Genomic DNA, 13,814 nt, shown 5'->3' with positions numbered 1-13,814 from the left:
TGAGCGGAGGGGACATGTCACATCTGACATCTGAAAAAGGGCTATTAATTTCAAAAAAAGGATCATTTTTGGGATGCAGATTCGAACGCCATTTTCCTTTGGTTCCGCTGGCATTCTTGATAGGCGCATGCCTTTATCCAACATGGGCGACGGCAGAGTTATATTTTAACCCTCGTTTCTTAGCGGATGATCCTTCAGCAGTCGCAGATTTATCTGCGTTTGAACAAGGGCAAGAAGTTCCTGAAGGGACTTATCGTGTTGATGTTTATCTTAATGATGGCTATTTACTCACCCGGGATGTGAATTTTGTTCTGGATAAAAATGATAAACAGCTGTCCCCTTGTTTGACGCCTAATGAATTGGCCAAGATGGGGATCAATACATTAGCGCTGCCAGAATTACAGACGAAGCCCAAAGATACCTGTGAACCATTATCATCCACCGTGAAGGATTCAACGGCGAGATTTGATGTGGGCTTGCAACGGTTATATATCACCGTTCCACAACTGTTTATGAAAGACAAAGCGCGAGGTTTTATTCCTCCAGAGCTTTGGGATTCAGGGATCACGGCAGGGATTTTAAACTATAGCCTGACGGGAAGCAGCGCACGTAATCAAGACGGAAAGCACAGTAGCTATAACTATTTGAATCTACAAAGTGGTTTAAACTTTGGTGCGTGGCGCTTACGGGATAACTCCACATGGAGCCACAGCACAGGCACAGCAAATAGCGAAACTCGCTGGGAGCATATCAATACCTATTTAGAGCGTGGCATCAATGTGATCCGCTCTCGTTTAACACTGGGTGATAGCTACACTCCGGGAGAAATTTTCGACAGTGTTAACTTCCGAGGCATTCAATTAGCCTCGGACGATAATATGTTGCCTGAAAGCCAAAAAGGATTTGCGCCCGTGATCCGAGGGATCGCTCGCGGTACAGCGGATGTCTCTGTTAAGCAAAATGGCTATGAGATCTATCGCAACACATTCCCACCGGGACCGTTTGTGATTAACGATCTCTATTCTGCGGGGAATAGTGGTGATTTGCATGTGACGATCACGGAAGCGGATGGATCCGTACAGAGCTTCACCGTGCCATATTCATCCGTTCCGTTGCTCCAACGTGAAGGGCATACTCAATATGCCGTCACGGTAGGAGATTACCGTTCGGGAAGCGGCAATCAGGAAAAACCGACATTCTTACAAACCACGTTACTGCACGGTTTGTCATATGGCTGGACGCTCTATGGTGGAACTCAGTTAGCCAATCGTTACCAAGCTTTTAACGCAGGGATAGGTAAAAATATCGGTGTCTTTGGGGCGCTATCTATCGATATTACCCATGCCAATGCCAAATTACCGGATGACAGCAACCATCAAGGCCAGTCAATTCGTTTCTTATATAACAAATCTCTGAATGAAACGGGCACGATTATTCAGCTGGCGGGTTATCGGTATTCAACAAAGGGTTACTACTCATTTGCGGATACGACGTACAAACGGATGTCAGGGTATAACCTTGCGACGCAAGACGGCATTATCCAAGTGACACCTAAGTTTTCTGACTATTACAACTTAGCTTATAACAAGCGCGAAAAAATTCAGTTAACTCTAACCCAGCAGTTGGGTGAGCAATCCACTATGTATGTGACGGGAAGTCATGAAACGTATTGGAATACCAGTAAAGCGGATAAGCAATTACAGGTAGGGATTAACACGCTGATTAAAGGGATTAGTTGGGGATTAAGTTACAGTCTGTCCAAAAACTCATGGCAGGATGGTAACGACCAAATGCTGGCATTGAACGTCAACATTCCTTTTAGCCATTGGTTACGTTCGGACAGTCAGTCTATCTGGCGTAATGCCAGCGCAAGTTACAACGTTTCTCACGATCTCAAAGGTCGCGTAAACAACACCGCCGGTTTATACGGAACGTTATTAGAAGACAATAACTTAAGTTATAGCGTTCAAGCCGGGTATGCTGGTGGTGGTCAAGGTAACTCTTCGGGGACAGGCTATACGTCACTGAACTATCGCGGGGCTTATGGAAATGCCAACGTCGGTTATAGCTATGCCGATAACATTCGCCAAGTTTACTACGGTGTGAGTGGGGGCGTCTTAGCTCATGAAAATGGATTAACGCTTAGCCAGCCAATGAACGATACCGTGGTATTAGTGAAAGCGCCAGGTGCGGGACATGTGAAAGTCGAAAACCAAACAGGGGTTGAGACTGACTGGCGGGGCTATGCGGTATTACCTTATGCCACTGAATATCGTGAAAACCGTATTGCTTTGAATACCAATACGTTGGCGAACAACGTGGATCTGGATGATCCTGTCCTGAATGTGGTGCCAACTCGTGGTGCTGTCGTTCGCGCTGATTTCCAACCGAAAGTTGGGGTCAAAGTTCTGATGACATTAACTCGCCATGGAAAACCAGTGCCATTCGGTTCGGTTGTTTCTTCTGGTGAAAATAGTGGTGGCAACATTGTGGCGGAAGATGGGCAAGTTTACTTAACTGGTTTGCCGTTAACCGGACAATTAATCGCACGTTGGGGAGATGGAGCGGATGCTCAGTGTAAGGTCAATTACACACTGCCAGCAGAAAGCCAATATGAAATCCTCAGTAAGTATAGTGCCGAGTGCCTCTAAGGAGCCCATAGTGTTTGATAAATCGAATATTTTCTTTGCCTCAATGTTGACCTCTTTGTGCTTGTGTTCCAATGCATTGGCGGCGGATAGCACCATTAACATTACAGGCAATGTACGAGATAACACTTGTGCCGTGGCTCCTGGTTCACAAAATCAAGTGGTGGATTTGCTCCTGAATGCGGTGAAACAGCTGCACTCAGTGGGGGAAGTGACGCCAACAGTGCCGTTTCGTATTGAGCTAACACCCTGCGGTTCAGCGGTAACGGCAGTTAAGGTCGGTTTTGTCGGTATTGCAGACTCGAGTAACAAAACCTTGTTGGCATTAGAACCCGGCAGCGCAAATGCGACAGGGGCAGGCATTCAGATTTTAGACAGTGCTAAAAATCCATTAGTCCTCAATGCGGACTCAAATAATATTGTATGGACGCCTTTAGTGGCAGGAAAAGCCAATACGCTCAATTTCAATGCACGTTTAATGGCGTCAAAATTGCCCGTTACGGCAGGGCATATTCGAGCAACCGCCACATTTACGCTCGAATTCCAGTAAATAGAGGATGCGATGAATGACGTATAAATCAACAATGATGACAGCTTTATTTTTGGGGCTGTTATCTTCATCAATAACCTCCACACACGCGGCTGACGTAACCGTGACGGTTAATGGGAGCGTTGTTGCGAAACCTTGTACGGTATCAACCAAGACAGCTAATGTGGATCTGGGTGATCTTTACACGTTCAATTTGACCTCACCGGGGTCGGCATCGGATTGGCATACGGTGTCGCTGGATTTGACCAATTGCCCTGTTGGTACATCAGTGGTTATGGCGACTTTTAAAGGTGTCGCTGATTCGGTGGGATACTACAAAAACCAAGGTACGGCAGGCAATATCCAGCTGCAACTTCAAGATTCATCGGGCAATAATTTAAATAACGGCGCACAAAAACGCATGCCAGTCAGCGATGCAACGCTTTCAACCAGTTTTCCTTTACAGGTAAGGGCAATATCGGTTAGAGGCGGGGCGACACAAGGCACCATCCAAGCGGCAATTGATGTCACCTACACGTATCTGTGAGCAATATTATGAATATAAAACAGCTAGTTAAATTAATCTTTGTTAACACATTTATCTATTTTGCCGGTGTTTCTTCGGTGTATGCTTTTACCTGTTACGACTCAACAGGAAACGTTTTAAGCTACACACAAAGCCCAGTGACTGCTAATGCGTATGTTAATTTGCAGCCAAGTGTTCAAGCTGGTCAAAACTTAGTGGTCGATTTGTCGAATTCAATATTTTGTAAGAACGATGACCCATCAGCGCGACGTGACCAAGTGAACATGATACGTGGTTCCGCTTATGGTGGGGTATTGAATAACTTTCGAGGCTCATTACGGTATTATGGCTCAAGCTATACGTTCCCTTTGACTAACCCAACTCACCAGCAAGATTTTCCATCGGGCAATTACACAGCATGGAATACCCAATTGTATTTAACCCCAATTTCTGCGGCGGGTGGTGTAGTGGTTAACCGAGGAACTCACTTTGCGACATTGGTAATGTACCAAGTTGGTTCTAACATAGTAGGGGGCGGTAACGTCAATACATCGACCTTTACATGGAATTTGTATGCCAACAATGATGTTGTGGTACCTATTGGTGGCTGTGATGTTTCTTCGCGTAATGTGGTCGTCAATTTACCGGAATATCCGGGAAGTGCTCAGCCGGTACCCTTATCGATCTATTGCGCTTCAAGCCAAAATATCTCCTACTATTTAACGGGAACAACCGATACGAGCAGCAATATTTTTGCTAATACACTGTCTGGCGCTAACGCTGCAAAAGGGGTCGGGATCCAGATGGTTCGCAATGGTAATGCAATCCCAGCAAACCAAAACGTTCAGTTAGGTCGAGTAGGAAGTTCAGCGGTGAACTTAGGGCTAAGCGCGCGATATTCTAGAACTCAAGGTCAGGTGACTGCTGGGAAAGTGCAGTCGGTGATTGGCGTGACATTTATGTATGATTAGTGAATTGAATTAGATAGATGAAAAGGCTCAAGAAGAAATATCTTGAGCCTTTTTGCGTTAAATAAAGATTCATATGCTCAGCAGAAATTCGGATGATCCGTTGTGATAGGGGAGCAGTGGATCTTTTATCACTTTCCCATCACCGAGACCTCAACCTATTAATATTATTGTAGAATATGGTTATCATTATCGTTTTGGTAATCTTGGATATTATTTTACAAACTCTGAATACAGACCGCAGACCATACGCAAAAAATCCTTCAAAAAAGAATAAATGCTAAATAATAAATTATAAATAAATTTTAATAGTCATTAATGCGTATTATTAACCGATGAAAACAATTTGCAAACGAGATTGGTTATCAATATACTTTTTTCGACCAGTTAAAAATATTCAATATACTAGTTTAAGCATCACTTCACCTTGGAGAAGATAGCAACATGTTGAAAAAAATGTATTTTTTACGTAATAAAACGCGTTTAATTACGTTGGCCTCATCGCTTATTGTTACCTGTGCACTGCCTGCCATGGCAAAAGATTCCTTAACGTTATATACCACTCGTGAACCAGGACTGATCCAGCCACTGCTGGATGCCTTTACCAAAGAAACTGCCATTGACGTCAACACTGTCTATGTCAAAGACGGCATGTTAGAGCGCGTCAAAGCGGAAGGTAAAAACTCCCCCGCAGACTTATTAATGACGGTGGATGCGGGTAACCTCATTGATTTAGTCGAAGCCGGTGTTACGCAGCCTGTTGATTCAAAAGTATTAAATGATGCTATTCCGGCTTCATTACGTGATAAAGATAACCAATGGTTTGGTTTATCGATGCGCGCTCGAGTGCTGTATGCGGAAAAAGATTTACCGTTAACTAGCATCACGTATGAAGATTTAGCCGACCCTAAATGGAAAGACAAAATTTGTATCCGCGCAGGCCAGCACCCGTATAACACAGCGTTAGTGGCAGCAATGATTGCCCACGACGGTGAAGCGAAAACGGAAGCGTGGTTACGTGGCGTGAAAGCCAACTTAGCCCGCAAAGCAACAGGCGGTGATCGCGATGTCGCTCGTGATATCCTTGGCGGTATCTGCGATGTTGGTTTAGCGAACTCTTACTATGTGGGTCACATGAAAAATGCCAAAGAAGGCACTGACGCACGTAAATGGGGGGATGCTATCAAAGTGGTTCAGCCAACCTTTACCGATGGCGGTACGCACGTCAACATCACTGGTGCAGCCGTTGCGCGTCATGCTCCCCATAAAGCAGAAGCGGTTAAGTTGATGGAATATCTGGTTTCTGTTCCTGCTCAGCAACTGTACGCCCAAGCAAACTATGAATACCCAATTCGCAAAGGCGTTCCACTGGATGCCACTATCAATAACGCAATTGGGGAAATCAATGTGGATACCCTCCCACTTACTGAAATTGTGAAATACCGTAAACAAGCGAGTCAGTTGGTAGATAAAGTTGGATTCGATCAATAAAACTGGCTTAACCTCTACGCGCGGGGCTTTCGGGCTGCCGCGCGTCGGTTTCTCGCCATTAACTCTTTCCGTGGTGGTCATTACGCTTGGCGTTCTGACCCCTTTGTTGTTTTTATTGGGTCTGGCCGCAAGCTCTGGATTCAGCCATTGGGAACATTTGATGCGCTATGTGCTTCCCGATGCTACCTTAAATACCTTAATTTTACTGCTGGGTGTTGGTGCCATGGTGATGACCATTGGCGCGGGGTGTGCCTGGCTGGTCACCGCATTTGATTTCCCAGGTCGAAAGCTGTTTAGCTGGGCGCTGCTACTGCCCCTTGCGATGCCAACCTATATTGTGGCGTTTGCATGGTTAGATTTACTGCATCCTATTGGACCGATTCAAGAATTTATTCGTAGCGTGTTAGGGTACGACTCACCGCGCCAATTCCGCCTCCCTGATCTTCGTTCAATGACGGGCGCCATTTTGTTGCTTGGACTGGTGCTTTATCCCTATGTTTACTTGACCATGCGAGCCATGTTTATGAGCCAGCCAGCCCATTTGCTGGAAGCGGCTCGAACCCTTGGGCTCAGTTCCACGGGAACATTTTTCCGAGTGGCGTTACCCATGGCGCGCCCTGCATTAGTAGTGGGTACTAGCCTCGCTCTGCTGGAAACCCTCAATGATATCGGCGCATCGGAATTTTTAGGTGTGAATACATTGACCGTGACGGTGTACACCACATGGGTGACTCGCTCTGATCTACCCGCTGCGGCGCAAATTGCCTGCTCGATGTTAACCGTGATTATCTTGTTGCTAGCATTAGAATATTACGGTCGAAAAAATCAGCGTTACAGTACTGGGCGGCAAATGCGTGGGATCTTGCCATCGCGTTTAACGGGATGGCGAGCCGTATTAGCCACGTGTGTCACCGCGCTACCGGTGGTGTTAGGCTTTTTAGCACCGGCACTTTTTTTGGGATGGGAAAGCCTTAAACGCATCAGTGACAGCATGACAATCTCAAGCAGCCTGTTGCAATCACTACAAAACTCATTATTGCTAGCGGCGGGTGTCACCGCCGTGGTGACGTTGGTGAGCATTGTGGTAGCGTGGTATGCCAGAGCGAGTGCAATTTCTGGTTCATCTCAAGAATGGCGACGAGCCTTAATGAAAATTGCGTCGCTGGGTTATGCAGTACCAGGAACGGTATTAGCGATTGGTTTGTTAACACCGGGTATGGCGCTGGATAATTTTCTGGCGGAGCTATTGGATTTTCGAGGATTACCGCTGTTATCTACGGGAATTTTATTGGTTATCTGCTGCTCAATTCGATTTATGGCGATCTCCATTGGGGCGATTGATGCTGGGTTAACCCGTATTCCGCCGAGTATGGAACAAGCCTCAAGGCTGTTAGGGGAAAGCGAGCTGCGAACGTTCTTTCGAGTGCACCTTCCGCTATTACGTCCGGCACTCGTCACCAGTGCTTTATTGGTTTTTGCGGATGCGATGAAAGAGTTGCCGACCACATTACTTTTACGTCCGGTGAATTTTGAGACGTTAGCAACCTCATTATATGCAGAGGCAGCGCGAGGAACCTATGAAGAAGGCGCGATCGCGGCACTATTAATTGTGCTAGCAGGGACATTGCCTGTGATCCTCCTAGCGCGCAGTCAGCTGACTTCATCTCAATCAAAACGGTCGTCTCAATAAAAATGATTATGTTAAGGAATGTCTTCGGTGTCTGATTCAACCTTAGTTCTTGACAATGTCCATGTTTCTTATGGCAACAAACATCAACGTAACCATGTACTTAATGGTTTTTCTTTGCATATCGATGCAGGGGAAATTGGCTGTTTACTTGGAGCTTCAGGATGCGGAAAAACCACGGCATTGAGAGCGATTGCTGGGTTTGAGCAGGTAGAGCAAGGAACCATCTACGTGGGTGGTCGCTGTGTTGCGGGTCCAAATCTTCATCTTCCGCCTGAACAGCGTAATGTTGGTATGGTTTTCCAAGATTATGCCTTGTTTCCTCATTTAACGGCGGCGCAGAACGTGGCATTTGGGCTAAGAAAACAGCCTAAAGAGCAGCAACACGCTCGCGTTCAACAACTATTAACCTTGGTTGAATTGAGCGGCTTAGCGGAACGCTATCCTCACGAAATGTCGGGTGGTCAGCAGCAGCGTATTGCATTAGCACGAGCGTTAGCGCCACAGCCAGCAGTACTGTTGCTGGATGAACCGCTTTCTAGCCTTGATCCGGATAGCCGAAAACGCTTAGGGCAAGAAGTGCGGGATATTTTACGTGCAGCGGGGCAGACGGCGCTGTTAGTGACCCACAGTGAAGACGAAGCTCAGTTAATGGCAAATAAAATCAGCTACTTAAAAGAGGGGCGTTTACTCGAGGAGTAGTTGAGGATCGTGAAAACCCAATGCCGCACAAACGGCATTGGGAAGTCGATTATTTAAAGCAGGTTTGCGCCCAGCGGGCTAATCCAGCGGTAACCGAGCCAAAGTCATCACCACGAACAATGGGAATGTTCGGCAGTTGTTCTTGAATCGCTTGATGTAAGATAGGCGAGCGAGCGCTACCCCCGGTGACAAAAATAGCGTCCGGTTGAACGCCTCCTTGTACAACGGCTTCTTTCACCAACTCAATCATTTTGCTTTTTGGTGATTCAATCGCATCAATCAATTGGTCACGTCCAATATTCACTTCAAGCAGCTCTTTTGATAATGCAATTTTCGCCAAGTAATTTTGCTCATCAGAGAGTGCGATTTTCGCCTCTTCCGCTTTGCGTACAATGCTGTAACCCAGCGTTTGGTGATAAACCTCGAGCAAACGTGCCAGCAAGGCTGGCTCTTGAGCATCTTGTTGTAAGCGGGTTAATGCATTGAGGTTAGCGCGAGAATAAAACTCTTTTTGCGCTTCCACATTATTAATGGCAATCGGGTTCCAAAACTGCAATAGAGGCATTTTGATTCCCGATTGATACTGGCTTTCCATACCAAAAAGCTGCATTAACTGTTTTAAGGCAATGAAAATATCCAGATCGTTTCCGCCAACACGTTGACCGGTATGTGCTAGCAAAGAACTTGTACGATCGTGGCTATCTTTGTAGCTAGGCCCCATTTGGATCAGTGAGCAGTCGGTGGTTCCCCCACCAATATCCACCACTAAAATGGTCTGATCTTTGGTGAGGGTGGATTCATACTCTAACCCTGCCGCAACTGGCTCAAACTGGAACGCAATATTCTGAAATCCAGCACGTTTAGCTGCTTTTAATAAGATAGCTTCCGCTTGCTGGTTCGCCAGTTCGCCACCACGTCCATGGAAGTTAATTGGGCGACCAATCACGGTGTCAGTGATGGTTTGTTGGGTACTTGCTTCGGCAGTATGCTTGATATTTGCCATCATGGCGCACACTAAATCTTCGAAGAAACTGACTTGGGTTTCGTGTAAGCCTGATGCACCTAAAAAAGACTTTGGTGATTTTACATAGTAGACATCACGAGGGTCACTTAAATATAAGTCCAGCGCAGCTTGTCCGAAAACAATATCTTCCGGCTCCAGTTCAATGCCTTCATCCTGATTAAATGCAATAGAGCGTCGGAGGATTTGCTGACCAACTGAGTCTGTCGGAGAAATATTCAGATGGCGAAATAAGTGCTCTGAAACCGATTCTCTTGTCGGCGCACACAAGGTTGATGGAATATAAAAATTGTTGCCTTCAAGGGGTAACAATTGTGGTTTGCCATCTTTCATGATTGCGACGGAGCAGTTAGATGTTCCGTAGTCAAAACCAATAAACATTTCGCCTCCAAAATCTAGGGTGCTTTGAAAAAAGTGGAAAACTGTATATCAACCTTGCGGGAAATGCTATTGGAACCGCATTTTTATTTTGTGTGGGAAACCTAATTTGGCGCAAGGATAAGGGCAACGTAATTTTGTAAGATAAATAATATTATTTATTGTGAAATGCCCTATCGAGTATCAAATGAGTCAAGCCAAAATTGAATTGATGTCTGAAATTACATGCCCAGAATGTAGGTGTTCGAAAATGGAAGAGATGCCAACCAATGCTTGTCAGTGGTTTTATGAATGCACTGGTTGCGGTGTATTATTAAAGCCATTAGAAGGGGATTGCTGCGTTTTTTGTTCTTATGGCACAGTGAAATGCCCGCCAATCCAAGAAGCAGAATTAACAGGCAAGCCTTCATGTTGTTGTAAATAAAGTACAGAGAAAAATCATTAATTTCGTAGGGGATAGATAATATTCAATTAAGTATAATTATCTATTCTGACAATTTTTACGCCACAAATAATTAAATTCCTCGATCGGAAATTCCATTTCGTCTCTATCCAATAGTGGAATAGAAACGACATTTCTTCCATCTTCATTCAGATACGTTTTCACCATAAAACGTTTGTAGCTATAGCTATTTTTTGCATCAAATACCAGAACTTGACCACAAACATAGCCTAGCATACCGCGATCAGAGGTCTCTCTGATGACATGGTATTTCACATCTTTAAATTCGACGGTTTTAGGGAAGCTCAGCAGGTCTTCCACTGCCCGCTCTGATTTCTTGATAACATCTAAATCAGGTGTGTAGTTAGTCATTACTCCTGCAAGAAATGATCCTCCTGCGATAAGAATAATCACTAAGATAGAAAGCATCTTATTCGTCATGGTATTTTTCTAGATTATTATATTTAATAAATAAAATTATTATTATTTTTTATCAATTATGGATGCCGCGAGGTAATAAAGGTTCAGGCGCCTTTATTATTTGTATTCACTGTTTCCCACTATTTTCCATTAATTTAGCCATGTGAATGGCTTCAATAATTTGAGCGCGATTGACTCTAGGATTATTACTATCAAGTAGGTTTTGCCAGATATTAATCGCCGTTGTGTAATTGGCATTGATAAAGGCATCTGAGGCTAATAACATCAATGCGGTGACTTCATTCTTATCTAGACTTAATGCTTTGTCTATCATTTTTTGTGTGTCATTTGTAACCACTTGTCCGGCTTGGTAATACATCACCGTGGCAATTGCGGCATAGAGTTGGGCATTCTCTCCGCGATATTTGAGTGCATAGCCATAGGCAATTAAGGCATTTTCATAGCTATTTTGATAAAGATAGTATTCACCTAAAACAGCCCAAAGCTCACTGTTTTCAGGGGATTGGCGGATATCTGCTTGTAAACGTTGTAGATCCTGCGTTTCACGCTCTAATGGTGTAAACAGCAAGATAGGGTCATTTTGTCTTTGATATAAATCAAGTGTTGAATGGAATCGCGGTAATAAAAAATATCCCGCTATCATAATGCAGATTATGATGAGAATAAGGGTGTTACTTATCTTATTCCAATGAGAATGCTGAAGTGTTTTTTCATTATTGATAGCTGGTAATAACTGTATGTCAGAGTGAGTCTGGTTGTATTTTTCTATTAATGGAATCGCATTATCTAATAAAATAACGGGCTGATTAATTTTATTTTTTACTTTTAATGTTTTCCATAAAATAAAGATAATACAAAGAACAGCAAATACGGGAAGTAACCATAATAGTAGGGTACTAAGCGTTAATGGGGGATTATATAAAACAAAGTCACCATAACGCTCGGTCATATAGCGTTTAATCTGAGATTCACTTTTTCCTTCAGAAACCATTTTAAAGACTTGATGGCGCATGCTGACCGCGGTAGGTGCATTAGATTCTAATAAATTTTGGTTTTGGCATTGCGGGCAACGTAGCTGTGAAGCAATCTGCAAGGATAATTCCTGCTCCTCATTGGAATTAAATGCCCATGTATCCACAATTTGGGCGTGAACATTCAAGGAGCACAAGAGCAGAAACAGCATAACGATTTTTTTAATCATGTTTCCGCCCCCTAAACCAACTCATCAGTGCACCTAAGCACATCACAAATCCACCACCCCAAATCCATTGAATGCCTTCTTGTACATAAAAACGCATTGCATAGCGCTCAGTGCCCGTTTTTTCTCCCAGCACCACATACCAAGAACGCAACCATCCCCAGTGGATCCCCGGTTCTATCATCAGTTGCTGGCGAGCCATATACAGGCGGCGCTCAGTGATAAGGTCAAAGCCATTTTGACCTGCATTTTGACTGACGTGGATCAGCGCTTTCTCGGTGGTGTAGTTAGATTCAGCAGCCAGTTGTAATTGTTGAAATTGGAATTGATATCCGCCAACTGAGATTGATTGCCCGACGGCGATATTTTGGCTGATTTCTGCTTTCTGTGTTGAGGAAAGAGCGATCCCCATGGCGAATAAAACAACCCCTGCGTGAGCGACAATGGCAGGGCGTTTTTGCTGAACAATCATCGACAACCGTTGAAGTGGCTTGTGATTTTCGTTCTTGGCAATATCGCGATATTTGAGCGTGGCAAGCACTATTACCACCAGCATAAACAGGCCAAATGGCAGTAATGTCTGATTGAAATAGGGGGCGCCCACCGAGATCTTACCTAACCCTAATAAACCATAGAGCATCGGGTATAAGGTGCCAGTCAGTACGATACATAAAATCGCGGTAAACAAAATCAAAGTCAGTAATAAATAGATTTCACGTGATGTTTTGCGCTGAGGCTCTTGAGGAGGAAATTTCGCCTTCCAACCATAAATAAATAGTGCGCCAAGGCTTAAAACGCTAAATAGCAAAAATAGCGGAACGGCACGCACGTTATCTAAGGCAAATGCATGAACGGACACTAAGATCCCCGAGCGGACAATCAGTGTACCGAGCAGCGCTAAAATTAATGTGATAATCGCCAGCAACAGGCTCCAGTGACGATATAGCCCTGTTCGGCGAGTGATAGATAAGCTGTGTAGTAATGCCGTGGCAGAAAGCCAAGGAAGTAAAGAGGCGTTTTCAACAGGGTCCCAAAACCACCATCCTCCCCAGCCTAATTCACTGTATGCCCACCAAGAACCGAGGATGATACCGCTAGTGAGTATGCACCAACTTGGTACTGCAAATCGCCAACACAACTGAGCAATAGTCTGGCTGGAATTTTCGGGAAGTAGGGTAGGTGTCGCCATTAATGATGCGAGCACTAACGCTGCCACTAGCATCAATCCGCTGTAACCAAGGTAAAGTAGTGGCGGGTGTAAAATTAGCCCCCAATGTTGCAGCATCGGGTTGAGGTCGCGACCTTCAATTGCAGGCGGAAACAGGCGTTCAAATGGGTTGGAATAGAACACAACAAACAGCAATAACGCCGTGCATATAGCAGCCAGTACACACAACGTTAAAGGGAAAAATGGGCTATTTTGGCGGCGATAACGCCATGCAAATAAGGTACTCCAGCCAGAGAAAAACAGAACCCACAGCAGCAGCGAACCTTCGTGCCCTCCCCAAACGGCAGCAATTTTAATCACTAGGGGGGATAAACTGTGGCTATGCTGAGCCACATAGATAACGGAAAAATCACTGAAAACAAAGCTGGCGGTTAAGCAGAGAAAGGCGATTAGTAAAAACGTGAATTGCAAAGACGTCCAGAGCACGCCCTGAGACATTTGCCTCGGGACGTGCCTGAAAACGCCGATAAACCCCAATAGGGTATGATAGCCGGTGATACACAGCGCCAGTAGCAAGCTGATAAACCCTATTTCGGGAAGGAAAATTTCCAAGTA

12 protein-coding genes are annotated in these 13,814 nt (G+C 44.8%); 8 read left to right on the top strand and 4 right to left on the bottom strand.

Going from position 1 to position 13,814, the window contains the following annotated elements; genetic code table 11:
• Positions 1 to 14: 14 nt before the first annotated feature.
• The 7 genes from HFU86_RS14505 (at position 15) to HFU86_RS14475 (ending at position 8,551) form a co-directional block, all read left to right on the top strand.
• Positions 15 to 2,651 (top strand): fimbrial biogenesis usher protein, encoded by a 2,637-nt coding sequence (locus HFU86_RS14505; RefSeq protein WP_154639686.1) that lies wholly within the window; start codon positions 15 to 17, stop codon positions 2,649 to 2,651.
• A 43-nt stretch (positions 2,652 to 2,694) separates the two neighbouring features.
• Positions 2,695 to 3,198, top strand: a complete 504-nt coding sequence (locus tag HFU86_RS14500; protein WP_132496805.1) for a fimbrial protein — start codon at positions 2,695 to 2,697, stop codon at positions 3,196 to 3,198.
• A 34-nt stretch (positions 3,199 to 3,232) separates the two neighbouring features.
• Positions 3,233 to 3,724, top strand: coding sequence for a fimbrial protein (locus HFU86_RS14495; protein ID WP_036952250.1), 492 nt, complete (start codon positions 3,233 to 3,235; stop codon positions 3,722 to 3,724).
• An 8-nt stretch (positions 3,725 to 3,732) separates the two neighbouring features.
• The gene (locus tag HFU86_RS14490; protein WP_108478311.1) at positions 3,733 to 4,674 is read left to right on the top strand and encodes a fimbrial protein; all 942 of its coding nucleotides are present in this window, start codon (positions 3,733 to 3,735) and stop codon (positions 4,672 to 4,674) included.
• 453 nt (positions 4,675 to 5,127) lie between these two features.
• Positions 5,128 to 6,162, top strand: coding sequence for a Fe(3+) ABC transporter substrate-binding protein (locus tag HFU86_RS14485; RefSeq protein WP_132496804.1), 1,035 nt, complete (start codon positions 5,128 to 5,130; stop codon positions 6,160 to 6,162).
• Positions 6,146 to 7,852, top strand: a complete 1,707-nt coding sequence (locus HFU86_RS14480) for an ABC transporter permease (RefSeq protein ID WP_187129538.1) — start codon at positions 6,146 to 6,148, stop codon at positions 7,850 to 7,852. Before HFU86_RS14485 ends, HFU86_RS14480 begins: the two co-directional genes overlap by 17 nt.
• A 27-nt stretch (positions 7,853 to 7,879) precedes the next feature.
• Positions 7,880 to 8,551, top strand: coding sequence for an ABC transporter ATP-binding protein (locus HFU86_RS14475; protein ID WP_187129537.1), 672 nt, complete (start codon positions 7,880 to 7,882; stop codon positions 8,549 to 8,551).
• A 49-nt stretch (positions 8,552 to 8,600) separates the two neighbouring features.
• Here HFU86_RS14475 and yegD read toward each other — a convergent pair whose 3' ends face one another.
• Complete coding sequence (gene yegD, locus HFU86_RS14470) at positions 8,601 to 9,953, bottom strand: molecular chaperone (RefSeq protein ID WP_132496684.1); 1,353 nt, start codon at positions 9,951 to 9,953, stop codon at positions 8,601 to 8,603.
• A gap of 184 nt (positions 9,954 to 10,137) precedes the next feature.
• On the opposite strand from yegD, the gene HFU86_RS14465 reads away from it, so the two are divergent.
• On the top strand, positions 10,138 to 10,374 hold the full coding sequence (locus tag HFU86_RS14465) for a GDCCVxC domain-containing (seleno)protein (protein ID WP_132496683.1): 237 nt from the start codon (positions 10,138 to 10,140) through the stop codon (positions 10,372 to 10,374).
• 57 nt (positions 10,375 to 10,431) lie between these two features.
• On the opposite strand, the gene HFU86_RS14460 is transcribed toward HFU86_RS14465, so the two are convergent.
• The 3 genes from HFU86_RS14460 to HFU86_RS14450 all read right to left on the bottom strand — a co-directional run bounded on the left by HFU86_RS14460 (position 10,432) and on the right by HFU86_RS14450 (position 13,811).
• Complete coding sequence (locus tag HFU86_RS14460) at positions 10,432 to 10,833, bottom strand: hypothetical protein (RefSeq protein WP_187129536.1); 402 nt, start codon at positions 10,831 to 10,833, stop codon at positions 10,432 to 10,434.
• Positions 10,834 to 10,939: 106 nt separating this feature from the next.
• A complete protein-coding gene (gene nrfF, locus HFU86_RS14455) occupies positions 10,940 to 12,034 on the bottom strand; it encodes a heme lyase NrfEFG subunit NrfF (protein ID WP_187129535.1) in 1,095 nt (364 codons plus the stop codon).
• Positions 12,027 to 13,811 (bottom strand): heme lyase CcmF/NrfE family subunit, encoded by a 1,785-nt coding sequence (locus HFU86_RS14450; protein WP_187129534.1) that lies wholly within the window; start codon positions 13,809 to 13,811, stop codon positions 12,027 to 12,029. Before HFU86_RS14450 ends, nrfF begins: the two co-directional genes overlap by 8 nt.
• Positions 13,812 to 13,814: the final 3 nt, after the last annotated feature.

Source organism: Providencia sp. JUb39 (assembly GCF_012272845.1).
GTDB classification, from domain to species: Bacteria; Pseudomonadota; Gammaproteobacteria; order Enterobacterales; family Enterobacteriaceae; genus Providencia; species Providencia lanzhouensis.
The sequence above is the reverse complement of the archived record's forward strand: the minus strand, read 5'-3'. Positions and strand labels throughout refer to the sequence as shown.

Excerpts from the sequence above, each read along its gene's own strand:
- HFU86_RS14505 (WP_154639686.1), top strand. The coding sequence starts at position 15 with ATGTCACATCTGACATCTGAAAAAGGGCTATTAATTTCAAAAAAAGGA.
- HFU86_RS14500 (WP_132496805.1), top strand. The coding sequence starts at position 2,695 with ATGTTGACCTCTTTGTGCTTGTGTTCCAATGCATTGGCGGCGGATAGC.
- HFU86_RS14495 (WP_036952250.1), top strand. The coding sequence starts at position 3,233 with ATGATGACAGCTTTATTTTTGGGGCTGTTATCTTCATCAATAACCTCC.
- HFU86_RS14490 (WP_108478311.1), top strand. The coding sequence starts at position 3,733 with ATGAATATAAAACAGCTAGTTAAATTAATCTTTGTTAACACATTTATC.
- HFU86_RS14485 (WP_132496804.1), top strand. The coding sequence starts at position 5,128 with ATGTATTTTTTACGTAATAAAACGCGTTTAATTACGTTGGCCTCATCG.
- yegD (WP_132496684.1), bottom strand. The coding sequence starts at position 9,953 with ATGTTTATTGGTTTTGACTACGGAACATCTAACTGCTCCGTCGCAATC.
- HFU86_RS14465 (WP_132496683.1), top strand. The coding sequence starts at position 10,138 with ATGAGTCAAGCCAAAATTGAATTGATGTCTGAAATTACATGCCCAGAA.
- HFU86_RS14460 (WP_187129536.1), bottom strand. The coding sequence starts at position 10,833 with ATGACGAATAAGATGCTTTCTATCTTAGTGATTATTCTTATCGCAGGA.
- nrfF (WP_187129535.1), bottom strand. The coding sequence starts at position 12,034 with ATGATTAAAAAAATCGTTATGCTGTTTCTGCTCTTGTGCTCCTTGAAT.